Here is a 24217-nt window from a genome sequence, read left to right on the forward strand (position 1 = left end):
GCTCCGCAGGGAGCCGTTTTTCGCCGTAATCTGAAAATTACTTTTTCTTTGCTTTCGGATTAGGCAGGTCGGTAATACTACCTTCGTAAATTTCTGCCGCCAGGCCAACGGATTCATGCAGCGTTGGGTGAGCATGAATAGTCAGTGCGATATCTTCTGCATCACAACCCATTTCGATAGCCAGACCGATTTCACCCAACAGTTCACCGCCATTCGTCCCGACGATGGCCCCACCGATAATACGGTGTGACTCTTTGTCGAAAATCAGTTTGGTCATACCGTCTGCACAATCAGAGGCAATTGCACGCCCTGAAGCTGCCCATGGGAAGACTGAGGTTTCATAACTGATACCCTTCTCTTTGGCTTCTTTTTCGGTCAGACCCACCCAGGCAACTTCCGGCTCGGTATAAGCAATAGAAGGAATCACTTTAGGATCGAAATAGTGTTTCTTACCAGAGATGACTTCCGCTGCAACATGGCCTTCATGTACACCTTTGTGTGCCAGCATTGGCTGACCGACAATATCACCAATCGCATAAATATGCGGTACATTGGTACGCATTTGCTTATCAACCTGAATGAATCCGCGATCATCCACTTCGACTCCCGCTTTACCGGCATCCAGGTTTTTACCGTTAGGTACCCGTCCGATAGCTACCAACACAGCATCATAGCGCTGTGGTTCTGCCGGCGCATTTTTGCCTTCCATCGAGACATAAATACCATCTTCTTTGGCTTCGACTTTAGTGACTTTCGTTTCCAGCATCAGTTTGAACTGCTTGCTGATACGTTTAGTGAATGCTTTCACTACATCTTTGTCCGCCGCAGGAATCACCTGATCAAACATCTCTACAACATCAATCTGTGAGCCCAGCGCATGGTAAACCGTACCCATTTCCAGACCGATAATTCCCCCGCCCATGACCAGCAGACGTTCAGGGACTGTTTTTAGTTCCAGTGCGTCGGTAGAGTCCCAGACACGCGGGTCATCATGAGGGATAAAAGGTAATTTTACCGGACGTGAGCCGGCAGCAATAATCGCGTTATCAAAGTTAATCGTCGTCGCGCCGCCTTCACCTTCAACCACCAGGCTATTGGCGCCGGTAAATTTACCCAGCCCGTTGACCACGGTAACTTTACGACCTTTCGCCATACCGGCCAGGCCGCCGGTCAGTTGGTTAATGACTTTCTCTTTCCAGGTGCGGACTTTATCGATATCAGTTTGTGGCTGACCGAAGACAATTCCGTGAGCTTCCAGCGCTTTGGCTTCTTCAATCACTTTCGCCACATGCAACAGCGCTTTGGAAGGGATACAACCCACATTGAGACAAACACCACCCAGAGTGCTGTAGCGTTCAACCAGTACTGTCTCTAATCCTAAATCGGCACAACGGAAAGCCGCAGAGTAACCTGCAGGGCCCGCTCCAAGTACCACGACCTGGGTTTTAATCTCTGTACTCATCATGACCTCTTAGTTGACTATCCGGCGGTCCGACGCCAGTGGTTATCAGTGATAACCTTCAGCTAGCCACCGGGACGCGTTTAGCGCAAGAGTTTACAGAATTGTTAATAAACTGCAAACGGCTTTATCTGAACAGAAAAACGACTTTTCAGGTATCAGCACATCCCTGTCCGGCAGGGCCGGCTGAGCCCAAAAACAACCTGTCATTCTGCGTTAATAGCAATAAGGCCGGTCTTCACCGGCCTTATTCATCCTGCTTTACATCACCAGGCGACGAATATCTGACAGCACCTGATTAATGTAAGTGATAAACCGTGCACCATCGGCACCATCAATGACCCGGTGGTCGAAGGACAGTGATAATGGCAGCATCAGGCGTGGGGTAAACTCTTTACCATTCCATACCGGCTTCATCGCGGATTTAGAGACACCAAGAATGGCAACCTCTGGTGCGTTGACAATCGGAGTAAAGGACGTGGTTCCCAGTCCACCAAGGCTGGAGATAGTAAAACACCCTCCCTGCATATCACCGGAGGTAAGCTTACCGCCGCGGGCTTTTTTAGAGACTTCCATCAATTCACGTGATAACTCGATAATGCCTTTTTTGTTAACATCACGGAATACCGGAACCACCAGACCGTTTGGCGTATCAACTGCCACACCGATATTAATGTATTTTTTCAGCGTTAAACGTTGCGCATCTTCAGAAATTGAACTGTTAAAACGCGGGTAGGCTTCCAGCGCTTTAGCCACAGCTTTCATGATAAATACCACCGGAGTGATTTTCACATCCAGTTTCTGCTTCTCAGCATCCACGTTTTGTTGCTTACGGAACGCTTCCAGCTCGGTGATATCTGCTTCATCGAAATGGGTGACATGCGGAATCATCATCCAGTTACGGCTCAGGTTAGCCCCTGACAGTTTCTGAATACGGCCCAGCTCAACTTCTTCGATTTCGCCAAACTTGCTGAAATCAACTTTTGGCCATGGCAACATTCCGCTGATACCCGCCGCAGCCGCCGGAGCTTCGGCTCGTTTCACTGCATCTTTGACATAGGCCTGTACGTCTTCACGCAGAATACGGTTCTTACGACCGGTGCCTTTGACTTTCGCCAGATTTACACCAAATTCACGGGCCAGGCGGCGAATAACCGGAGTGGCATGGACATAGGCGTCATTTTCGGCAAAATCATTTTTCGCCGCCGGAGCCGGAGTGGCAGGTTTCGCTGCCGCCGGTGCCGCCGGTTTTTCAGAGGCCGGTGCCGGCTCAGCAGCAGGAGCCGCTGGCTGAGCCGGAGCGGCTGCACCCGCCACTTCAAACACCATGATCAGTGAGCCGGTGCTGACCTTATCTCCGGTCGCGATTTTGATCTCTTTGACCGTTCCGGCAAACGGTGCCGGAACTTCCATAGAGGCCTTGTCACCTTCAACCGTGATCAGCGACTGCTCAGCGGCTACTTTGTCGCCCACTTTGACCATGACTTCGGTGACTTCAACTTCATCACCACCGATATCCGGTACCTGAACTTCTTTATCCTGAGCTGCAGCAGGTGCCGCTGCAGCAGGCTGAGCAGCCGGCGCGGCTGGCGCGGTCTGAGTTCCCGCTTCAGTGGTCTCGAAAATCATAATCAGTGAACCGGTGCTGACTTTATCCCCGGTCGCCACTTTGATCTCTTTCACTTTACCGGCGAATGGTGCAGGCACTTCCATCGAAGCTTTATCGCCCTCAACGGTAATAAGAGACTGCTCGGCTTCAACGGTATCCCCCGCTTTCACCAGAATCTCAGTGATTTCGACTTCATCCCCACCAATGTCCGGAACGTTCACTTCACGCACCACACTGCTGACTGAAGGAGCCGCCGCAGGTGCATCCGCTGACTGAGGAGCTTCCGCTTTGCTCTCTGTGGCCGCGTCGGCAGATTCAAACACCATAATCAGTGAACCAGTTTCAACTTTGTCACCAACCGCAACTTTGATTTCCTGGATCACACCCGCCTGAGGTGAAGGCACTTCCATAGAGGCCTTATCACCTTCTACAGTGATCAGTGACTGTTCGGTTTCAACCTTATCACCCACTTTGACCAGAATTTCGGTCACTTCAACTTCATCGGAACCGATATCCGGAACTTTGATTTCAATAGACATCAATCATTACCTCTTAGGCCAGACGCGGGTTGACTTTATCCGCATGGATATCAAATTTGCGGATAGCTTCAGCCACCACATTTTTATCAATCTCACCGCGTTTCGCCAGTTCTCCCAGTGCAGCCACCACCACATAAGAAGCATCAACTTCGAAATGATGACGCAGATTCTCACGACTGTCAGAACGACCAAAACCATCGGTCCCCAGCACGCGATAATCACTGGCAGGAATGTAGTTACGTACCTGCTCGGCAAACAGTTTCATGTAGTCAGTAGACGCGACTGCCGGTGCTTCATTCATCACCTGAGCAATATAAGGTACGCGAGGCTCTTCGGTAGGATGCAGCATATTCCAGCGCTCACAGTCCTGACCGTCACGGGCCAGTTCGGTAAACGAAGTCACACTGTACACATCAGAACCAACACCGTAATCTTTCGCCAGGATCTCTGCGGCTTCACGTACATGGCGTAGAATTGACCCTGAACCCAGCAACTGTACCTTGCCTTTGCTGCCTGCAACGCTATCCAGTTTGTAGATACCTTTACGAATACCCTCTTCAACACCTTCTGGCATCGCCGGCATATGGTAGTTTTCGTTCAGAGTCGTGATGTAGTAATAGACATTTTCCTGAGACTCACCATACATACGCTCCAGGCCATCATGCATGATCACTGCCACTTCATAGGCATAAGCAGGATCGTAAGAGATGCAGTTTGGAATAGTCAGAGACTGGATATGACTGTGACCATCTTCGTGCTGCAACCCTTCACCATTCAGTGTGGTGCGCCCGGAGGTACCGCCTACCAGGAAGCCACGCGCCTGTTGATCGCCTGCCGCCCAGCACAAATCCCCGATACGCTGGAATCCAAACATAGAGTAGTAAATATAGAACGGGATCATCGGCAGATTGTTAGTACTGTAAGAAGTGGCCGCTGCCAGCCAGGAAGCCCCGGCACCCAGTTCATTAATCCCTTCCTGCAGAATCTGACCTTTTTCGTCTTCTTTATAGTAAGCCACCTGTTCACGGTCCTGAGGGGTATATTGCTGACCATTAGGACTGTAAATACCGATCTGCCGGAACAAACCTTCCATACCAAAAGTACGGGCTTCATCTGCAAGGATAGGGACCAGGCGATCTTTGATTGACGCATTTTTCAGCATGACGTTCAGCGCACGGACGAAAGCAATGGTGGTTGAGATCTCTTTATTCTGTTCTTCCAGCAAAGATTTGAACTCATCCAGTGCCGGAATATCCAGTTTTTCACTGAATTTTTCTTGACGACTCGGCAGATAGCCACCCAGTTTTTCACGCTGAGCATGCAGGTAGTTATACTCTTCTGAGCCTTTCTCAAAGGTCACATAAGGCAGTTTTTCGATCTGATCATCGCTGACCGGTACATTGAAACGATCACGAATATAGCGCACGCCATCCATGTTCATTTTTTTCACCTGGTGAGCGATGTTTTTACCTTCTGCCGTTTCCCCCATCCCGTAACCTTTAATGGTGTGGGCAAGGATGACAACTGGTTTATCTTTAGTCTCCTGCGCTTTTTTCAGTGCAGCATAGACTTTCTTCGGATCGTGACCACCACGGTTCAGGGACCAGATTTCATCATCAGTCATGTCTTTGACCAATGCAGCGGTTTCCGGATATTTACCAAAGAAGTGCTCACGAACATAAGCACCATTTTTGGATTTAAAGGTCTGATAATCACCGTCAACGGTTTCATTCATCAGTTGGATCAGTTTACCGCTGGTATCTTTACGCAGCAGTTCGTCCCAGCGCCCTCCCCAAATCACCTTAATCACTTCCCAGCCGGCACCCGCGAAGATACCTTCCAGCTCGTTGATTATTTTACCGTTACCTGTCACCGGACCATCAAGACGTTGCAGGTTACAGTTAATGATAAATACCAGGTTATCCAGTTTTTCACGGGTAGCAATGGTAATCGCACCTTTGGATTCCGGCTCATCCATCTCGCCATCCCCCAGGAAGGCGTAAACGGTTTGTGCTGACGTTTTCTTCAGTTCACGGTGTTCCAGGTATTTCAGGAACTTCGCCTGATAAATCGCGGCCAGCGGCCCCAGTCCCATAGAAACGGTCGGGAACTGCCAGAAATCCGGCATCAGTTTTGGATGCGGGTAAGACGACAACCCTTTACCATGAACTTCCTGACGGAAGTTATTCATCTGGTCTTCGGTCAGACGTCCTTCGAGGAAAGCACGGGAGTAAATTCCCGGAGAGATATGCCCCTGGAAGTAAACCAGATCGCCACCATCCTGCTCAGTACGGGCACGGAAGAAGTGGTTAAAACACACTTCGTAAATGGTCGCTGACGACTGGAAGGACGACATGTGTCCACCCAGTTCTAAATCTTTTTTGGAGGCATGCAGTACTGCCATAATAGCATTCCAGCGAATGGCTGAACGAATGCGTCGCTCCAGTGACTGATTCCCCGGGTATTCCGGTTCATCTTCAACGGCAATAGTATTGATATAGTTGTGCGCCGTAGCTCCGGCCGCAACATTCACACCACCTTTGCGTGCAGCGTCCAGTACCTGATCAATTAAGTACTGAGCACGTTCAACACCTTCTTCACGGATGACCGATTCGAGCGCCTGTAGCCAGTCGCGGGTTTCAATCGGATCCACGTCATTAGGTAAACGTTCTGACATGGGGCTATTCCTTATCTGTGTCTATTTCGTTGAGTTTTCATAAGAATATCTGACCGGCAATATTTCAGGGTACAGCGCCGCCGATAAACCTATCTTTTATTGCACACCGAATGTGCTTAATCCTTACGTTGCTGAAGACGTCTTAAAGAACGTTCCCGCCGGCTTTGTTCCCGGCTTCTGTCCAGCAATATCTCCTCAATAAACGCCAGGTGTGAGTTTGATTCTTCACGGGCTTTTTCCGGCTCACGTGCAATAATCGCCTCAAAAATTCTGGCGCGGTGTCCGCTCACTTTCGCTAACATATCGCGGCTTAAGTACAGTATTTCAAAATTTTCCCGGACATTCTGCTCAAGTAACGGCCCCATTGCACGAACCAAATGCAGTAACACCGCATTATGAGCGGCTTCGGTGACGGTTATTTGATATTTAATGACGGCATTCGCCTCGAGAGCAAGGTTACCACTGTCCTGGGCCAGCCGAATCCGCAGATAATATTCCTGAATTCGCTGCAAGTCTTCCTCGGTTCCCCGTAGGGCAGCATAATACGCGGCAATACCTTCCAGTGCATGCCGTGTCTCCAGAAAATCAAACCGGGACTCCGATGAGTTAGCCAGCAGTCCAACCAGGGGATCGCTGACGCTGTGCCACAATTCATTTTGCACAAAGGTTCCTCCCCCCTGACGCCGTGACAACAAACCTCTGGCTTCCAGGCGTTGAATAGCTTCGCGCACTGAAGGGCGTGATACATCAAACTGGCGGGCAAGTTCACGTTCCGGAGGAAGCTGCTCCCCGGGGCACAGTGAACCTTCCATGATAAGTGTTGCCAACTGTTGCTCTATGGCATCAGAGAGCTTGGGTTGTCGGATTTTGCTATATGCCATCGCGAAGTATTCGTGAGTTCCTTGTCCATGAACGGATAATTGGTATGACCAATTCGCAAAATACGGCGGTAAAGTAACAAACTATTTACCAGGTGTCTATAATCCCCGATCGCGTTTTCAGACGGAGCGAATGCAATTATTCACTGTTTTTGTCCCGCCATTCAGATAAGTGTATGGCAACTGTTCAGATAACCCGCAACAGTCCTGTGGATATTTTTGTTAGAAAACAATCAGCTCGCTGCAATTCTATTGTCGGCCGATCTGTCGATGGCCGGCAGAGGTATATCATATTTTCCGCACTAAACAACAAAAGTCTGGTGCAATAAAGACAACTTATCTCTATTCTGATGCGCGGACTGATTTAGTGCTCTCACCGCGAGTCACAGGGTAAAAATAATAATCATAGTCATATAAATGGCGGCATTCGGCACTGTGGATAGTCGCTCTGTTCATCATCACGAGGTTTGTATGGAAAAACAGCAAGAGGACACACTGAAGAGAGGGTTGAAAAACCGTCATATTCAGTTGATCGCTCTGGGGGGTGCCATTGGGACTGGCCTGTTTCTTGGGATTGCTCAAACGATTAAAATGGCCGGGCCCTCGGTACTTCTGGGATATGCCATCGGCGGATTTATTGCATTTATGATTATGCGCCAACTGGGAGAGATGGTGGTTGAAGAACCGGTAGCCGGTTCTTTCAGCCACTTTGCCTATAAATATTGGGGGAGTTTTGCCGGATTTGCTTCTGGCTGGAACTACTGGGTTCTTTATGTGCTGGTCGCCATGGCAGAACTCACCGCGGTAGGCGTATATATCCAGTACTGGTGGCCTGAAGTCCCGACCTGGGTATCTGCCGCGATCTTCTTCGTGCTGATCAATGCCATTAATCTGACCAATGTCAAAATCTACGGTGAGATGGAATTCTGGTTTTCTATCATTAAAGTCGTCGCCGTGGTGGGTATGATCATTTTCGGCGGCTGGATGCTGTTCAGCGGTAATGGTGCACCGGGCGCATCTGTGACGAATATCTGGCAGGCAGGCGGATTTTTCCCGCATGGAATTACCGGGCTGGTGATGTCCCTGGCGGTCATTATGTTTTCCTTCGGTGGGCTGGAGCTGGTAGGGATTACTGCGGCAGAAGCCGACAATCCTGAAATCAGCATTCCGAAAGCCACCAATCAGGTGATCTACCGTATCCTGATTTTTTATATCGGCTCCCTGACTGTCCTGCTGTCTCTTTATCCGTGGACTAAGGTCGTTGAAGGTGGCAGCCCGTTTGTCATGATTTTCCATGAACTGGGCGACAGTCTGGTGGCTAATGCCCTGAATGTTGTTATCCTGACTGCGGCATTATCGGTATATAACAGTTGCGTATACAGTAACAGTCGGATGCTGTACGGTCTTGCGAAACAAGGTAACGGGCCGCGTTCCTTGCTAAAAGTGGACCGTCGTGGTGTCCCTTATGTGGCATTGGGTCTGTCTGCACTCGCCACCGCCATTGGTGTATTAATTAATTACCTGATGCCAGCAGAAGCCTTTGGCCTGCTGATGTCTCTGGTGGTATCTGCGCTGGTAATCAACTGGGCGATGATAAGCCTGGCTCACCTGAAATTCCGCAAAACCAAAGATAAACAAGGGGTAACCACCCGTTTCCCGTCACTGTTCTATCCGCTGGGGAACTGGATTTGCCTGCTGTTTATGCTGGCCATTCTGGTCATCATGATGATGACCCCGGGCATGGCTATCTCTGTGTGGCTGATTCCGGTCTGGCTGGTTATTCTGGCTATCGGTTACCGGTTCACCCGCAAAAATCAGACGGTCTGATACAGGTCGGAAAAGATAAACAAAAACGGGCGCAGTTCGAACTGCGCCCGTTTTTTTATGGTGATAAATCCCTTCCCCGGTTACAACAACGTCCCGGTAATCGTGAGTAATGCCACGACAACCACCAGCACCAGGGTAATTCTTTTCGCCAGTGCCACTGCAATACGCGGTTTTTCAACTTTATCAGTGCAGGGGTCACGCTCCAGTGAAAACTGAGCCAGTTGCGTCAGAACCTGATAAGGCTTGTGGCGAACATCTGTCATAAACTTAAACCATGCCGGTAATGCTTTTTCACCATGACCAAGGAGCGCATAGGCTAACCCAGCCAGACGCACCGGAATCCAGTCGATAACAAACAACAGCCGGTCAACACCGGATTGTTCACGCTCTGCTGCGGTGTGGTTGGCGGCCAGCCAGCCCTGCCACGCGCGTAAAAAACCATATCCCATCAGCGTTACAGGCCCCCAGGGACCACCGACCACGAACCAAAACAACGGTGCGAGGTAAAAGCGATAATTAATCCACAACAGTGCATTTTGCAGTTCCCGCAGATATACGCGTTCGTTGGCAGTATCCGGCAAACCGTGGATCATACTTAACTCTTCAGCCATTGCCTGATGAGCGACGTTATCATCATGGCTGGCAGACTTTAGATAAGCATGATAATGCCGACGAGTCACGCCTGCACCGATGCACAGAACGCCGACCACGACCCACAATAATAAAGAGGCAATGCCAAATAATATCCCTTTTAAGCTGAGCACCAGTACCAGAGTGATTAACATGGCCAGAATAACCATTCCGGCAGTTCGCACCATCGAGAAATGCGTTTGTCCGCGAAACACCGGTCTCAGGCGGTGCTCAAGCTGCCAGTGCTCCCCGAGCTTAAATAAACGTTCCCAGCCGAGAACCAGTAACAAACTAAATAACGTCATACTTTCCAGCCTTTCTCTATCATTTATTCCGGTTTACTTATTTGTCATGGCGAGCAATTTCTGCCGGTAATAGTGCCAGTCGAATGCCTCTCCCGGGTCCGTCTTCCTGCCGGGAGCGATATCACTGTGCCCGGTAACATGTTCACTTTTAATCGGATAACAATTCATCAGGGTACGGGTTAGCTGACAGAGAGCCTGATACTGCTGTTCGGTATAGGGAAGAGTATCGGTTCCTTCCAGTTCGATACCAACAGAGAAATCATTACAATTACTTAGCCCCTGATAACATGACTGTCCGGCATGCCAGGCCCGTTTATCAAAAGCCACATACTGGACAATTTCTCCGTCACGGCGAATAAGACAATGCGCGGCGACTTTGAGCTCAGCAATATCTTTGAAATAGGGGTCGGCTTGTGGGTCAAGGCAGCCGGTAAAAAGCTGATCAATCCAGGGCCCGCCGAACTTTCCTGGCGGAAGGCTGATATTATGCACCACCAGTAACCAGGGGCTGGTATCTTCAGGACGCTCATTAAAATGTTCTGAAGGTACCTTTCTTGCCTCTGTCAGCCAGCCTGATTCTATTTTCATACCTGTGCCGTTTCCCCGCCTGGATTTGAGAATATCATAAATACTGGCATGATATTGTTTCCTGATAATACAGACCAGTATTCTGTGTTTATTGTGGTTATTCCGATGCTTAACCTGATACTCAACTGGTTACTCTATTCAACTGGTGGTGTGTTGCGCTTCAGGCTACAGTATTTATTCCTGCCATAAAAGGAGCAAACCACCTTATGCCGATTAGCCATTACGCCGCAGAACACTGCCGCCAACTTTTACTGGAACGAATTCAGACAGAAATTCCTGAGTCTGTTCAGTTAGCACTGAAAAATGCCCACCCCGCTCCTACCCTGTCGGGAGTTAAAGCCGGACACGCCGTTATTGTCTGCAAAGAAACCGGTATTTTCTGCGGGAAAGCCTGGGCGGATGAGGTATTCAGCCAGTTGGATACCAGCATCAATGTGCAATGGCAGGTCAATGATGCGGATACCATTCAGGCCGGGCAAACACTGGCAACCGTCAGCGGCCCTGCGTCAGCATTACTGGTGGCAGAGAGTGTGGTTGTCCATTTTTTACAAAATCTTTCCGGCGTTGCCACACAAATTAATGCATACGCTCAACAGTTTGTCGGGTCGGGAACCCGGTTAATCGACAGTCTGGGGAATACTCCCGGCACTAACAGTCTGAAATTTGCCCTGCTAACAGGGACGAAACAGTTTGGATGCATGGACTTTAGCGACATGATTCCGCTGCGGGAAAATCATATTATTGCCTGTGGTTCAGTATTAGAGGCGGTAGAAAATGCCCGCTGGATAGACCCGGATCGGCCAGTTGAAATTGAAGTGACGTCTCAACAACAGTTGTCAGAAGCAATCAGTGCCGAGGCTAACTTTATTTTGCTTAACGGCTTTACTCCGGCAGAGATCACTACCGCCGTCACCTTTACCAGCAAAAACTCAGCACAAACACATCTGGAAGTCGGGGGGAATATTGACGGGGGTGATCTTGCCGCACTGCTGCAGACGGGTATCGGTTATGTCGCTGCAGATGCCCTGATTCGCCACCAGAGACCTCTGAGTATATCGCTGCAATTTAAGACCTCCGATCGCTAATTACAGGTTAACACCCCAAAAAGATTTTAAGCCATCCCGCACGATTCATTGCAACGACGTAATATTACGACAATCTCGCAGAGTCCTTTCTCAGCGTGATTGTCGAGCGCATGAGTTGCTGGTGTGACCACGTTATTCTCCTGACTCATTGCTTAAGGAGGACAGCATGCATAACCAGCAAGGATTTACGCTCACAGAACTGATGATCGTTATTGCTATCATCGCCATCCTCAGTGCCATTGGATTACCGGCTTATCAGAACTACCTGCAGAAGGCCGCTATCACCGATATGTTGCAACTGATGATGCCTTATAAAACGGCGATTGAACTCTGTGCCATGGAGACCGGGAGCGTACAAAACTGTAATGCAGAAACCTATGGTATTCCCGGCGAAAAGGGTTCCCGTTACACTGAAAAAATAACCATCAGTAACGGGCAGATCACCCTGAATGGGCTCGATACACTGAAAGGCCTGCGTGTCCAACTTTTCCCGCGCTGGGATCCTAAAAAGGGTGATTTGCAGTGGTACAAGAAATGCCAGAGTGAAAATCGCTTATTACTGAATAACTGTCAGAGCCAGTTCAGATTCAGCGATCAGTCGGAGGTTTTATGACATCTTTACCTCTGGATCTCCTCTGCCGCCAGCTCCCTGCCTGTATTATTTTCCGCGATCACCAACGTATGATACTGGCGGTAACTTCGCAGCCCTCTGCAGAAATTATCGAAACATTATGTTTTGCCAGCCAGTGCCAGGTAGAATTTGAGATCTGGCCAGAGGCCAGAATTGAAAGTCATCTCAGGAATCAGCCTTCCCATCTGACTCAGGAAGCTCCCGAATATGAAGCGCCAGGAGTTCCACAGATTGCCAGCCAACTGTTGCATCTTGCCGTCAGGCAGCGGGCATCAGATATTCATCTTGAGCAAACTCTGCAGGGAGTCGTCATCCGGCTACGCATTGATGGCTTACTGCAGCCCGCCAGTCTTCCCGGCTCCTGTACAGCTCAGGCGCTGATCGCCAGGTTTAAGATTCTGGCAGGACTGGATATTGCCGAATCTCGCTTACCTCAGGATGGCCAGTTATCACTTGAAATTAACGGAGAGAATCACAGCTTTCGTTTATCGACCTTACCAACAAGGCTCGGAGAAAAACTGGTGCTCAGGCGGCTGCAGTTACTCCCTGCGACTCTGGACCCACAACAGTTAGGACTGAGTGAGCATCATTTACGACAAGTTCTTAATGTGCTTAACCAGCCTCAGGGAATGATCCTGGTGACCGGGCCAACCGGAAGCGGAAAAACCTTTACCCTCTATAGTCTGCTGAACAAACTTAACTCTAGTGATAAAAATCTCAGTAGTGTTGAAGACCCTGTTGAAATGCCACTCAATGGTATAAATCAGTCGCAGATTAACAGCAAAGCAGGTCTGGATTTCGCCCGTATTTTACGGGCATTACTCCGTCAGGATCCTGATGTCATTATGATTGGCGAAATACGGGATAATGAAACCGCCGAAATAGCCGTTAAAGCCGCACAAACCGGGCACCTGGTTCTTTCCACACTGCATACCAACTCAACCCATGAAACACTTATCCGCCTACGACAAATGGGCATTGCCGGCTATCTGCTCGCAGCCTCCCTCAAACTGGTTATTGCACAGCGACTGGTTCGTAAACTCTGTTATCACTGCCGCAAAGTGTCAGCAACAGAGATAACACTTCCTGCGTCGTTTGGAGAGCCCTGTCTAACACACTGGCTGCCTGTCGGGTGTGACCACTGTTTTTCGGGGTATTATGGCCGTATCGCATTATTTGAAATACTGACTGTACAGGGAGAGCTCCATCAGGCTATTGCCCGGGATGCCTCTGCAGAGGAGCTGAAGACCATCACTATTCGCCAGGGGATGCAAACATTATTCATTGCCGGACTGAATGCCGTCAGAGAGGGACAAACGTCATGGGCTGAAGTGGTCAGAATAACCGGAGGACCTGGTGGATCATTCAATATTGTTTGACTGGCAGGCAGTGAATCGTCAGGGAGAATATTTTGCCGGTTCAACACTGGTGAGAACACGGCAGCAACTGGTCGATTTCATGCAGACTGAAGGTCTGGTGCCAACAGAGATTATCCAAAGGAAAACCTACTCAGCCCGTCACTGGCGCTGGCCAGATAGGATATTGTTCTTCAGCCAGACGGGGACACTGTTACAGGCTGGCTTACCGCTGGCTGATGGTTTGAGCCTGCTGGCTGGCAGCCATCCGGCAAGACACTGGCGGTCAGTAATGCTGCAGTTGCAACAGCAAATACTTTCCGGACAATCATTTTCAGTAGCACTTCGGCAGTGGCCAGAAATTTTCCCGCCCGTCTGTATTTCACTGATCAGTGCCGGAGAGCAGACCGGACAACTGGAGTATTGCTGCATTAAACTGGCTCAGCAGCAGCAACGACAGTTACAGTTGAAACAGCAACTTCTTAAGGCTATGCGCTATCCACTGTTCATGTTGTTACTGACGGTGCTAATCAGTAGCGGGATGTTATTATGGGTTTTGCCGGAATTTGCCGCGATTTACCGTTCATCAAATACCCCGTTACCAGAATTCACACGGCTGTTAATTTCGTTATCAGATAACCTGATAGCCATTTTGCCAGGAATTGCAGCGCTCTTAATCGCCTTAATTTTTGGATGGCAAATCAAGCGACGAAGTAATCATGCATGGCAACTGACTGAACAACGCTTTCTGTTGCGACTGCCTCTGGCTGGAGTGCTGTGGCAGTCCACCATCCTGGCACAGATATTCAGCGTACTGGCACTGACGCAACAGTCAGGGTTACCATTGAGGGAGGGACTTAAAATCACCGGAAAGCTTCAACATGGTATACTCTGGCAGCAGGGGCTGGATAATCTCCGCATGCACATTGAACAAGGGCAATCCTTGTCATCAGGCTTAATTCAACAAGTGGGTTTCCCGCCACTCTGCTATATGCTGACCCGGTTAGGTGAACAGACAGGTACTCTGGACCACTTATTTGGCCGCCTGGCCGACTGGTATGAAACCCAGGCCAGCAGGACAACAGCAGACCTTGCAGCATCAGTCGAACCTGTCATGTTACTCATCACCGGTATCATTACCGGCAGCATTGTGGTGGCAATGTATTTACCCATGTTCAGTCTGGGTGAGGCCCTGTTATAGCGAAGGGCCCGGTAACTTAGCGCTGGTGAGGCTTTGTTGTTGCAGTCAGAGTTCTTTCTGGTAAAGAGACTGACGAAAAAACGGGTTCACAGCCATTCAAACACATCCAATAAGGCTGCCCCTGTCGTATTCAGTCAGCCCACAGGGAAGTGAAAACCAGCAACAGTATCTCCTGGTGGCCTGAACTCTCCCCCTGCTGGGATCACAGACCCATTCAGTCTCTGCCAGATTTAACAGACAGCCTGCTGGCTGGTTAAACACGCAGGCTGTCCGGTCATTACTCCTGACCGTTATAGGTCCGGTTTTCCTGCTCCGCCACCCTGATAAAGGTAGTGCGTTTAGTCAGTTCCTTTAACCGTTCCGCTCCCACATAAGTACAGGCGGAACGTAAGCCTCCCAGGATATCCCTGACTGTCGGCTCAACAGGCCCCCGCAACGGCAAGCGAACAGTTTTGCCTTCTGCGGCACGATACTCTGCGACACTGCCTGAATGGCGTTTCATTGCAGATTCCGAACTCATGCCATAAAACAACATATAAGAGTGACCATTCTCTTCCACAATGGTGCCTTCACATTCATCATGGCCGGCTAGCATTCCCCCGAGCATAACAAAATCACCACCACCACCGAACGCTTTAGCAATATCTCCTGGCACACTGCAGCCGCCATCACTGACTATCTGTCCACCCAGCCCGTGAGCGGCGTCTGCGCATTCAATCACGGCAGATAACTGGGGATAACCCACGCCGGTTTTCACCCGGGTGGTACACACTGACCCCGGCCCAATCCCGACTTTGACAATATCGGCTCCCGAGAGGATCAGCTCTTCCACCATTTCGCCAGTGACCACATTACCGGCACAAATCGTCTTATCCGGGAAGGCTTCCCTGGCGCGCTGTAGAAAATTAACAAAGTGTTCTGAGTAACCATTCGCCACATCGATACAGATAAAATTCAGACCGGAGGAAAGAGCCAGTATCTGTTTCAACTTCCCGAAATCAGCAGCAGATGTTCCGGTAGATACCATCACATGACTGAGCACCTTTTCTGAGGTATCCTGCAAAAATTGCTGCCACTGTTCGACACTGTAGTGTTTATGGACCGCGGTAAGCATCCCAAAATCAGCCAGCGCCGTTGCCATCTGAAAAGTTCCTACAGTATCCATGTTGGCAGCAATCACCGGCACCCCGGACCAGTTCAGTGCGGAGTGTTTAAAGGTAAAATCCCTGCTAAGTTCAACCTGCGAGCGGCTTTGGAGTGTAGAACGCTTCGGCCGGATCAGGACATCCTTGAATCCCAGTTTGATATCTTCTTCAATACGCATAATTTAGTCCGTTCCTGTTACAGTGAGACATCGTATGTTCCTTCCAGTGTTATCATACGCTGCAATAAAGCAACAACAAGGCTGCGTTTTTGGTTTTTATTGAGCTACAATTCGCTTATTCAGACTGAGATAATTTTCGGCGCCCGTGAGTTACTCTGCATTTTGATTCGCCCGCTTACTGTCAGGATACATACCATATGCCTTATGTTGTTGCGCTCACCGGAGGTATTGGTAGCGGCAAAACCACTATCGCAGAAATGTTCGCCCGGTTAGGGGTGAAAATTGTCGATGCAGACATTATTGCCCGTCAGGTCGTCGAACCCGGCTCACCGGCTCTTAGCGAAATCCGCAATCACTTTGGTCCACAGGCCATATTGCCTGGAGGAAACTTAAACCGGGGCTGGCTACGGCAGCGCATTTTTGCTGATCCTGTCAGTAAGCAATGGCTGAATGATCTGTTGCATCCGTTGATTCAGCAACAGACACAACAATTGATCAACGAAATTACTGACGACTGGTGTCTTTGGGTCGTGCCACTTCTCACAGAAAACGGCTTGCAAGACCAGGCAGATCGGGTGTTGGTAGTCGATATCGATGAAGAAACACAGATTCGCCGCACCATGGCCAGAGATAATATTACGCGTCAGCAGGCCGCTGACATTCTGACGGCTCAGGCCAGCCGGCAATCGCGCTTACAGATTGCCGATGATGTGATTGATAATTCCGGTTCACCGGAAGAACAGCAGCAGGTCGTGGCTATGCTATACCAGCGCTATCAGTTACAGGCGTCAGCAAAAAAAGGATCGGTACCATGAGCTCTGTTGTCCTGTTTGAATATCCGTTAAATGAAAAGATGCGTACCTGGTTGAGAATTGAGTATCTCATGCAGCAATTAACCGGGAGTATGCCGGTCAGTGATCCAGTCTCCGCTTTGAGTTTTTTCCGTGGTATCGGCGATTTACTGGATATTTTTGATCGCGGTGATATGCGGGCAGACCTCGTAAAAGAGCTGGATCGTCAACAACAGAAACTGCAAAGCTGGCTGAGTGTCAGCGGGGTCGACACTCTTAGGGTGACAGAACTACTGCAGCAGTTGAAAGGCCAGTCAGCGCGACTGATGACAGCACCTCGTATGGGACAACAACTGCGCGAAGACCGGTTTATCAGTCAGGTCCGGCAGCGTCTGAGCATCCCTGGTGGATGTTGCAGCTTTGACCTGCCAGCTCTGCATGTATGGCTAAACCTGCCGGAAGAGGAACGCCAGGCCCAGGTCACAGAATGGTATACTACCCTGGAACCACTGCGTGAAAGCCTGGCTTCAGTCCTGGAACTTATCCGCCAGTCAGGTAATTTTCAGCCACAAACAAGCCTGAATGGTTTTTTCCAGGATACTGCCGAAGATGCCGATTTACTCAGGCTGAAGGTGGATAACAGCACTGCACTTTACCCGCAGATTTCTGGTCACAAAAATCGTTACGCCATCCGTTTTTTACCGATGGATACTGGCGGCGGAGAAATACCGTCCCGGTTACAGTTTGAACTCGCATGTTGTTAAGAGGAATGTATGCAGGAAGAGATTGTCACAGTTCAATGCCCTACTTGCCAAAAAGATGTCATCTGGGATGAGCTCAGCCCATGGCGGCCGTTTTGTTCAAAACGTTGCCAGATGATCGATTTGGGTGAGTGGGCCGCCGAGGAAAAACGTATCCCGGTGGATGATAAACTTTCTGAAGACGAAGAGTGGAGCGGGGAATAACGCGGCCAACAGACAGGGGCAAGACGCCATCGCATTGCCCCTCTCCGGATTACAGCTCGCCGGCAACCAGTTTGCCAACCAGTTGATGATTAGCCGGCGGGAATTCGTCTGCCTGAAGATCCTGCTGTGCGACCCAGCGCTGTGGCTGCCCTTCTTTGCCCCAGGGCTCGCCATTCCACTGTTCAACAATAAAAAAGTGCAGGGTGACCCGGACATTATCATAGGTGTGGTCAGCGTTCCCAGCCGGTTGTGCAGAAAGTACTTCAATGCCAGTTTCTTCCATAAGTTCACGCTTCAGCGCCTGCTCAGCAGTTTCGCCTTGCTCAATTTTCCCGCCGGGAAACTCCCATTTGTTTGCCATATGTGAAGTCGATGAACGTTGGGCAAGAAAAATTCCCCGCGCAGGATCCCGAATAATACCTACCGCTACCTGAAGATGTTTCATTGATTACCTTAATATTCGTTGTTTGTCGGAAATAAAATCCCGATATCATGACAATGCTGAAGAGATACCCGTGAATAACGGCCAATAAAAAGGTCCATGTCACCATGAACCTTCTTCTTATGAGCCGCAACAAGCCGGCCTTACGGCCGGTTACAGGTCACTCAGGCAATTCGTCCATGACATTGCTTGAATTTTTTACCTGAACCACAAGGACAGGGATCATTACGCCCAACTTTACGCTCACCGCTTTGAGAGGCTAACTCTTCGGCAGCGGCAGTATCAGAATCCACATGGCTAAGCTGCTGCTGGCTGGCTAAACGTTCTGCTTCTTCACGACGTTGTTGCTCAAGCGCTTCAATTTCTTCTGGCATGCGAACCTGAACTTTGCTCAGGGTACTGATCACTTCATATTTCAGTGATTCCAGCATGTTAGAGAACATAGCGAAAGATTCACGTTTATATTCCTGTTTCGGATCTTTTTGTGCATAACCACGCAAATGGATACCCTGACGTAAATAATCCATGGCCGCCAGATGCTCTTTCCACAATGAATCCAGTGTCTGAAGCATTACACCTTTTTCAAAGTTACGCATCATATCCGCGCCGACGACAACTTCTTTCTCTCTGTAATTCTCCAGAGTGCGTTGCATGATACGTTCGCGTAATGTTTCTTCATGGAGCTCCGGCTCTTTATCCAGCCACTCAGCAATCGGCAGATTCAGATCGAAGTCATTGCGTAACCTCTCTTCCAGCCCCGGAATATCCCACATCTCTTCCAGAGACTGTGGCGGAATATAACTATCGATAGTCGCCGTCATGACATCTTCGCGAATACCATTAATGGTCTCACTCACATCAGACACATCCAGCAATTCATTACGCTGTGTATAGATTGCACGACGCTGATCACTCGCGACATCATCGTATTCAAGCAACTGTTTACGGATATCAAAGTTACGGCTTTCAACTTTACGCTGTGCATTAGCGATAGCTTTGGTCACCCATGGATGCTCAATAGCTTCGCCTGGCTTCATCCCCAGTTTACGCATCATGCCTGACACACGGTCTGAGGCGAAAATACGCATCAGTGCATCTTCCATTGACAGGTAGAAACGGGAAGAACCTTTATCCCCCTGACGACCGGCACGACCACGCAGCTGGTTATCGATACGACGAGATTCATGACGTTCAGTACCGATGATATGCAAACCACCTGAGTTTAACACTGCATCATGACGTTTTTGCCATTCAGCTTTAATGGCACTGATTTCTTCTTCAGATGGGTTCTCACGAGCCTCAACTTCAGCATGCCAACTACCGCCCAGCATAATGTCAGTACCACGACCCGCCATGTTGGTCGCAATCGTCACCGCTGACGGCTGACCCGCCTGGGCGATGATATCAGCTTCGCTGGCATGAAATTTAGCGTTCAGAACATTATGCTTAATTCCGGCTTTAGTCAGCTCATGCGAGACGACCTCTGATTTCTCAATCGAAATAGTACCGACCAGTACTGGCTGACCGTTAGCGGTGCGCTCGCGGATATCCTCGATGATGGCATCAATTTTCTCTTTCTCTGTCATATAGACCAGATCCGGAAGATCTTTACGGACCATCGGACGGTTAGTCGGCAGTACAATCGTATCCAGTTTGTAGATTGAACTGAATTCAAAGGCTTCGGTATCGGCAGTCCCGGTCATTCCGGCCAGTTTGTCATACAGACGGAAATAGTTTTGGAAGGTGATAGAAGCCAGAGTCTGGTTTTCGTTCTGGATTTCCACCCCTTCTTTAGCTTCAACCGCCTGATGCAAACCATCTGACCAACGACGGCCCTGCATGGTACGTCCTGTATGTTCATCAACGATAACCACTTCACCGTCTTTCACGATGTAGTCAACATCACGGGTAAATAACGCATGTGCACGCAGTGCAGCTGTAACGTGATGCATCAACATGATATTGGTAGGAGAATACAGCGATTCACCTTCTTCCATGATTCCCTGGCTGACCAGCAGCTGTTCAATCTTCACCAACCCACGTTCGGTCAAATGCACCTGGCGGGATTTCTCATCAACAGAGAAATCACCCTCTCCCTGGAAAGTGTCAGAGTCTTCTTTATCCTGACGCACCAGATGAGGAATAATTTTATTGACCTTGATATACAACTCAGAACTGTCTTCTGCCGGGCCGGAAATAATCAGGGGGGTACGAGCTTCATCAATCAGGATGGAGTCAACTTCATCCACCAGGGCGTAGTTTAGTTTACGCTGCACGCGCTCTTCCGGGCTGAAAGCCATGTTGTCGCGCAGGTAGTCAAAACCATATTCGTTATTAGTGCCGTAGGTGATATCCGCGCCATAGGCTTCACGCTTAGCAGGAGCCGGCATTCCTGGCAGGTTAATACCGACGGTCAGGCCGAGGAATTCAAATAACGGACGGTTATTTTCCGCATCACGCTGGGCCAGATAATCGTTGACCGTCACTACGTGCACACCTTTACCTGACAATGCATTCAGATAAGCAGGCAGAGTTGCTGTCAGGGTTTTACCTTCACCGGTACGCATCTCTGCAATGCAACGCTCATTCAGCACCATACCACCCATTAACTGCACATCGAAATGGCGTATATTAAAGATACGGCGACTGGCTTCACGAACCGTGGCGAAGGCTTCAGGAATCAGGCTTTCCAGCACTTCACCTTTTTCCAGACGGGCGCGGAACTCTGCTGTTTTTCCTTTCAGTTGTTCATCAGTCAGTGCTGTGAACTGTGGTTCCATTTTATTAATAATATCAACCGTTTTACGCATACGGCGTAAAGTACGATCATTACTGCTACCAAAAATTTTAGTTAATAATTTAATGACCATTTTTTTATAATCTCAATTCAGCAAAAATTTGCTGCAAAAAATTGGGGGGTAATTGTTTGCTTGATCTCAGGCGGCCACGGGGCCGGCACGGATGCCCTGAATCCCGGCCAGCCACAGGCCACTATTAAAAACAGAAGGAGTCCGGTTACCCTCTGGCTGCGGGCGAGAAATCACCACACCGGCAGAAGGCCTGGTGGTTAGCAGAGCATGCAGTGACTGCAGTACTGCAATTTTTTGCACAGCCAGTGGTAATAATTGTTGCTGTGTTTCTGGCTGAATCTGCGGCAGGGAAAAGGAAAGATGACGAATTACTACCCGAATAGCATGCTGATGCCAGTAATCTACACTCACCCCGGGGCGACGTACCGTTGAACGACTCCGCAACAGGTTCTCAAACGGGACAGTATTACCGATGAACAGGGTATTGGCAGGAACATCCGCACCATTGCCGGATTCAAGCGCCTGTGCATTCGCTACCGGCAAGCCAAGGCTCGCCGCGACCATCCCCAGCAGGAGATGCGGCCAGAAATAACGCATGCCAAGTTGTCGCCAACGTGAAAAAAGTCCGATCACAATCTGTCCATTGAATACGGGTATACGCACATCCGGGGAAATTCAGCTATCCCTGCAAAAACCAGCCGGACATGTCCTTTGATATATCAGAGATAGTAACACTAATGACAGTTTTCAACATCAGAGAATAAGGAGCAGGCGAATAAATTCAGGATTTTTGCTGATTTTTTCGGCAGAACATCAGGTGGGAACAAAAAAACAGCAGGCTTACTGACCGGAGAGAGTATCAGTAATTCCTGCTGTTCTTAGATTTTATCAGGCCAGAACCAGATTCGGTGCTTTAAACGCCTGAGGCAATTCGGCTTCATCTTCAAAGGTTGCCCATTCCCAGGCTTCTTGTTTTGCCAGCACCGCCTGAAGCAACTTGTTGTTCAGTGCATGTCCGGATTTGAATGCAGTAAATGCACCAATCACGTTATGACCACACATAAATAAGTCACCGATAGCATCCAGCATTTTGTGGCGAACAAACTCGTCTTCAAAACGCAGGCCATCTTCATTCAGTACACGGAATTCATCCAGGCCAATCGCACAGTCAAGACTACCGCCCAGGCACAGGCCACGAGACTGCAGATATTCGATTTCATGCATGAAGCCGAAGGTACGGGCACGACTAATCTGGCGAACAAATGCATCGGCCGAGAAGTTCAGCTGATAACGCTGTGAACTTGCATCTATCGCCGGGTGTTTAAAGTCGATAGTAAAATCCAGAGAAAAACCATTGTAAGGTTTCAGCTCTGCCCATTTATCACCGTCTTCAACGCGTACAGCCTGTTTAATACGAACGAATTTTTTAGCGCTGTTAAGTTCTTCAACCCCTGCATCCAGCAGCAGGTAAACGAACGGTGCAGCACTACCATCCATAATCGGGATTTCTGGCGCATCAACTTCAACAATAATATTGTCGATACCCAGCCCGGCCAGCGCCGAATTTAAATGCTCGACGGTCGAAATACGCACACCTTCGTCGTTTACCAGGCAGGTACTCAGCATGGTATCGCGCACGTATTTTGCATCAGCCGGAAAATCCACCGGTGGATTCAAGTCTGTGCGACGATAGATGACCCCGGTATTGGCCGACGCAGGGCGCAGAGTCAGGGTGACTTTCTTACCGGTATGTAAACCGATACCTGTCGCCTGAACAATACGTTTTAATGTCCTTTGTTTGATCATCGTATTAATCTCGCAAAATTACTCTTCATTCATGACTATACACTACTTAGTTGCCGCCATTTTAGCACAAAGAGCGAGCAAGGCCAAATATCGGTATATTCTTAGTCAGCCTGTTTACGCAAAAACGCTGGAATATCAAGATAATCAGGCTCTTTATTCGCCTGGCCAGCTGGGTCATTGACGACTTTAGCCGCAGGTTTTTGTTCCTGTGGTAATGGTGTCAGACCATGCTGCTGGTAACGGTGGTCCATCACTGGCTGGCTGGCATTTTTGTTGGTCACCAGGGTTATCTCAGGACGTTTGTCCATGCCGATACCTGTCGCAACAACAGTGACACGCAGTTCGTCGTTCATTTCCGGATCCAGTGAAGTACCGATAACCACGGTCGCATTATCTGATGCAAATGCACGGATGGTGTTACCGACGGTTTCGAACTCATCCAGACGCAGGTCGAAGCCAGCAGTGATGTTAACCAACACACCACGCGCACCTGAAAGATCGATATCTTCCAGTAACGGGCTGGAAATAGCCATTTCAGCCGCTTCTTCAGCACGATCTTCACCACAGGCAACGCCGGAACCCATCATGGCATAACCCATTTCAGACATCACTGTACGTACGTCAGCAAAGTCGACGTTCATCAGGCCCGGACGGGTGATCAGTTCAGCGATACCCTGAACAGCACCTTTTAATACATCGTTCGCAGCGCCAAAAGCATCCAGCAACGAAATACCACGACCAAGCACTTTCAGCAGTTTGTCATTTGGAATGGTGATTAATGAGTCAACATGCTTGGAAAGTTCAGCAATACCCTGCTCAGCAAAAGCCATACGCTTTTTGCCTTCAAAGTTAAATGGCTTGGTCACAACAGCCACTGTCAGGATACCCAGATCTTTAGCAACTTCAGCGACCACTGGTGCAGCACCCGTACCGGTACCACCGCCCATACCCGCAGCGATAAACACCATATCAGCACCATCCAGCGCAGCGCGTAGTGCTTCACGGTCTTCTTCTGCTGAGTTACGGCCAACTTCAGGGTTCGCACCCGCCCCCAGCCCTTTAGTAATGTTATTACCAATCTGGATGGTCTGACCGACAGCCGTCTTACGTAATGCCTGAGCATCGGTATTGACTGCAAAGAATTCAACACCTTCGATACGCTCGCGTACCATATGCTCTACGGCGTTACCGCCGCCGCCGCCAACGCCGATGACTTTTATCACCGCATCGTTGGTTAATTCCATAGGTTCAAACATGATTTCTCTCCGTTATGTGCCTGTCGCCTGGAGACCATA

The 24217-nt window shown here is 49.4% G+C and carries 20 protein-coding genes; 8 read left to right on the plus strand and 12 right to left on the minus strand.

Annotated features, from left to right (window positions below):
* Positions 1-37: 37 nt before the first annotated feature.
* From lpdA to pdhR, 4 genes are all read right to left on the minus strand, one after another.
* A complete protein-coding gene (lpdA, locus tag HA49_RS10295; protein ID WP_038023428.1) occupies positions 38-1462 on the minus strand; it encodes a dihydrolipoyl dehydrogenase in 1425 nt (474 codons plus the stop codon).
* 258 nt (positions 1463-1720) lie between these two features.
* Positions 1721-3607, minus strand: a complete 1887-nt coding sequence (gene aceF, locus HA49_RS10300; RefSeq protein ID WP_038023022.1) for a pyruvate dehydrogenase complex dihydrolipoyllysine-residue acetyltransferase — start codon at positions 3605-3607, stop codon at positions 1721-1723.
* A 13-nt stretch (positions 3608-3620) separates the two neighbouring features.
* Entirely contained in the window at positions 3621-6284 is a 2664-nt protein-coding gene (gene aceE, locus HA49_RS10305; RefSeq protein ID WP_038023024.1) for a pyruvate dehydrogenase (acetyl-transferring), homodimeric type, read from the minus strand.
* A gap of 116 nt (positions 6285-6400) precedes the next feature.
* Positions 6401-7165 (minus strand): pyruvate dehydrogenase complex transcriptional repressor PdhR, encoded by a 765-nt coding sequence (gene pdhR / locus HA49_RS10310; RefSeq protein WP_038023026.1) that lies wholly within the window; start codon positions 7163-7165, stop codon positions 6401-6403.
* Positions 7166-7633: 468 nt separating this feature from the next.
* Here pdhR and aroP point away from each other — a divergent pair, with 468 nt between their 5' ends.
* Positions 7634-8989 carry an aromatic amino acid transporter AroP gene (aroP, locus tag HA49_RS10315; RefSeq protein WP_038023431.1) on the plus strand — a complete coding sequence of 452 codons (1356 nt, stop codon included), beginning with the start codon at positions 7634-7636 and terminating at the stop codon, positions 8987-8989.
* A gap of 80 nt (positions 8990-9069) precedes the next feature.
* Here the strand turns inward: aroP and ampE are convergent, their stop codons facing one another.
* Together ampE and ampD are read right to left on the minus strand one after the other, a co-directional pair.
* Positions 9070-9924, minus strand: a complete 855-nt coding sequence (gene ampE / locus HA49_RS10320) for a beta-lactamase regulator AmpE (RefSeq protein ID WP_038023029.1) — start codon at positions 9922-9924, stop codon at positions 9070-9072.
* A 33-nt stretch (positions 9925-9957) separates the two neighbouring features.
* Positions 9958-10512: a 1,6-anhydro-N-acetylmuramyl-L-alanine amidase AmpD gene (ampD, locus tag HA49_RS10325; RefSeq protein ID WP_038023032.1), complete on the minus strand. Its 555-nt coding sequence runs from the start codon at positions 10510-10512 to the stop codon at positions 9958-9960.
* Between the two features lie 206 nt (positions 10513-10718).
* Here ampD and HA49_RS10330 point away from each other — a divergent pair, with 206 nt between their 5' ends.
* From HA49_RS10330 to hofC, 4 genes are all read left to right on the plus strand, one after another.
* Positions 10719-11597, plus strand: coding sequence for a nicotinate-nucleotide diphosphorylase (locus HA49_RS10330; RefSeq protein WP_038023033.1), 879 nt, complete (start codon positions 10719-10721; stop codon positions 11595-11597).
* A gap of 166 nt (positions 11598-11763) precedes the next feature.
* A complete protein-coding gene (gene ppdD / locus HA49_RS10335) occupies positions 11764-12210 on the plus strand; it encodes a prepilin peptidase-dependent pilin (RefSeq protein WP_038023035.1) in 447 nt (148 codons plus the stop codon).
* Positions 12207-13607: a type II secretion system protein GspE gene (gene gspE / locus HA49_RS10340; protein ID WP_038023037.1), complete on the plus strand. Its 1401-nt coding sequence runs from the start codon at positions 12207-12209 to the stop codon at positions 13605-13607. The genes ppdD and gspE overlap by 4 nt, the downstream gene beginning before the upstream one ends.
* Entirely contained in the window at positions 13585-14784 is a 1200-nt protein-coding gene (hofC, locus tag HA49_RS10345) for a protein transport protein HofC (protein WP_038023038.1), read from the plus strand. Before gspE ends, hofC begins: the two co-directional genes overlap by 23 nt.
* 277 nt (positions 14785-15061) lie before the next feature.
* Here the strand turns inward: hofC and HA49_RS10350 are convergent, their stop codons facing one another.
* Complete coding sequence (locus tag HA49_RS10350) at positions 15062-16108, minus strand: GMP reductase (RefSeq protein WP_038023041.1); 1047 nt, start codon at positions 16106-16108, stop codon at positions 15062-15064.
* Positions 16109-16305: 197 nt separating this feature from the next.
* On the opposite strand from HA49_RS10350, the gene coaE reads away from it, so the two are divergent.
* Genes coaE through yacG form a run of 3 tightly spaced genes read left to right on the plus strand, consistent with a single transcriptional unit; the run spans position 16306 to position 17864 of the window.
* Positions 16306-16923, plus strand: coding sequence for a dephospho-CoA kinase (coaE, locus tag HA49_RS10355; protein WP_038023043.1), 618 nt, complete (start codon positions 16306-16308; stop codon positions 16921-16923).
* Positions 16920-17663 (plus strand): cell division protein ZapD, encoded by a 744-nt coding sequence (gene zapD, locus HA49_RS10360; protein ID WP_038023045.1) that lies wholly within the window; start codon positions 16920-16922, stop codon positions 17661-17663. Before coaE ends, zapD begins: the two co-directional genes overlap by 4 nt.
* A gap of 9 nt (positions 17664-17672) precedes the next feature.
* Positions 17673-17864, plus strand: coding sequence for a DNA gyrase inhibitor YacG (yacG, locus tag HA49_RS10365; RefSeq protein ID WP_038023047.1), 192 nt, complete (start codon positions 17673-17675; stop codon positions 17862-17864).
* Between the two features lie 49 nt (positions 17865-17913).
* Here yacG and mutT read toward each other — a convergent pair whose 3' ends face one another.
* The 5 genes from mutT to ftsZ form a co-directional block, all read right to left on the minus strand.
* Positions 17914-18309 (minus strand): 8-oxo-dGTP diphosphatase MutT, encoded by a 396-nt coding sequence (mutT, locus tag HA49_RS10370; protein WP_038023049.1) that lies wholly within the window; start codon positions 18307-18309, stop codon positions 17914-17916.
* A gap of 161 nt (positions 18310-18470) precedes the next feature.
* Positions 18471-21176 (minus strand): preprotein translocase subunit SecA, encoded by a 2706-nt coding sequence (gene secA / locus HA49_RS10375; RefSeq protein WP_038023051.1) that lies wholly within the window; start codon positions 21174-21176, stop codon positions 18471-18473.
* Positions 21177-21242: 66 nt separating this feature from the next.
* Entirely contained in the window at positions 21243-21749 is a 507-nt protein-coding gene (gene secM, locus HA49_RS10380) for a secA translation cis-regulator SecM (RefSeq protein ID WP_038023434.1), read from the minus strand.
* Between the two features lie 255 nt (positions 21750-22004).
* Positions 22005-22922 carry a UDP-3-O-acyl-N-acetylglucosamine deacetylase gene (gene lpxC / locus HA49_RS10385; RefSeq protein ID WP_038023053.1) on the minus strand — a complete coding sequence of 306 codons (918 nt, stop codon included), beginning with the start codon at positions 22920-22922 and terminating at the stop codon, positions 22005-22007.
* Between the two features lie 101 nt (positions 22923-23023).
* Positions 23024-24178, minus strand: coding sequence for a cell division protein FtsZ (gene ftsZ, locus HA49_RS10390; RefSeq protein ID WP_038023055.1), 1155 nt, complete (start codon positions 24176-24178; stop codon positions 23024-23026).
* Positions 24179-24217: the final 39 nt, after the last annotated feature.

Origin of the sequence: Tatumella morbirosei, from assembly GCF_000757425.2 — a bacterium.
Taxonomy (GTDB): Bacteria; Pseudomonadota; Gammaproteobacteria; order Enterobacterales; family Enterobacteriaceae; genus Tatumella; species Tatumella morbirosei.

What these genes read in the sequence shown, in the direction of transcription:
- aceE (WP_038023024.1), bottom strand. Translation starts at nt 6,284, where the DNA reads ATGTCAGAACGTTTACCTAATGACGTGGATCCGATTGAAACCCGCGAC.
- gspE (WP_038023037.1), top strand. Translation starts at nt 12,207, where the DNA reads ATGACATCTTTACCTCTGGATCTCCTCTGCCGCCAGCTCCCTGCCTGT.
- coaE (WP_038023043.1), top strand. Translation starts at nt 16,306, where the DNA reads ATGCCTTATGTTGTTGCGCTCACCGGAGGTATTGGTAGCGGCAAAACC.
- lpxC (WP_038023053.1), bottom strand. Translation starts at nt 22,922, where the DNA reads ATGATCAAACAAAGGACATTAAAACGTATTGTTCAGGCGACAGGTATC.
- mutT (WP_038023049.1), bottom strand. Translation starts at nt 18,309, where the DNA reads ATGAAACATCTTCAGGTAGCGGTAGGTATTATTCGGGATCCTGCGCGG.
- pdhR (WP_038023026.1), bottom strand. Translation starts at nt 7,165, where the DNA reads ATGGCATATAGCAAAATCCGACAACCCAAGCTCTCTGATGCCATAGAG.
- ppdD (WP_038023035.1), top strand. Translation starts at nt 11,764, where the DNA reads ATGCATAACCAGCAAGGATTTACGCTCACAGAACTGATGATCGTTATT.
- zapD (WP_038023045.1), top strand. Translation starts at nt 16,920, where the DNA reads ATGAGCTCTGTTGTCCTGTTTGAATATCCGTTAAATGAAAAGATGCGT.
- ftsZ (WP_038023055.1), bottom strand. Translation starts at nt 24,178, where the DNA reads ATGTTTGAACCTATGGAATTAACCAACGATGCGGTGATAAAAGTCATC.
- aroP (WP_038023431.1), top strand. Translation starts at nt 7,634, where the DNA reads ATGGAAAAACAGCAAGAGGACACACTGAAGAGAGGGTTGAAAAACCGT.
- aceF (WP_038023022.1), bottom strand. Translation starts at nt 3,607, where the DNA reads ATGTCTATTGAAATCAAAGTTCCGGATATCGGTTCCGATGAAGTTGAA.
- lpdA (WP_038023428.1), bottom strand. Translation starts at nt 1,462, where the DNA reads ATGAGTACAGAGATTAAAACCCAGGTCGTGGTACTTGGAGCGGGCCCT.
- ampE (WP_038023029.1), bottom strand. Translation starts at nt 9,924, where the DNA reads ATGACGTTATTTAGTTTGTTACTGGTTCTCGGCTGGGAACGTTTATTT.
- secA (WP_038023051.1), bottom strand. Translation starts at nt 21,176, where the DNA reads ATGGTCATTAAATTATTAACTAAAATTTTTGGTAGCAGTAATGATCGT.
- HA49_RS10350 (WP_038023041.1), bottom strand. Translation starts at nt 16,108, where the DNA reads ATGCGTATTGAAGAAGATATCAAACTGGGATTCAAGGATGTCCTGATC.
- HA49_RS10330 (WP_038023033.1), top strand. Translation starts at nt 10,719, where the DNA reads ATGCCGATTAGCCATTACGCCGCAGAACACTGCCGCCAACTTTTACTG.
- ampD (WP_038023032.1), bottom strand. Translation starts at nt 10,512, where the DNA reads ATGAAAATAGAATCAGGCTGGCTGACAGAGGCAAGAAAGGTACCTTCA.
- yacG (WP_038023047.1), top strand. Translation starts at nt 17,673, where the DNA reads ATGCAGGAAGAGATTGTCACAGTTCAATGCCCTACTTGCCAAAAAGAT.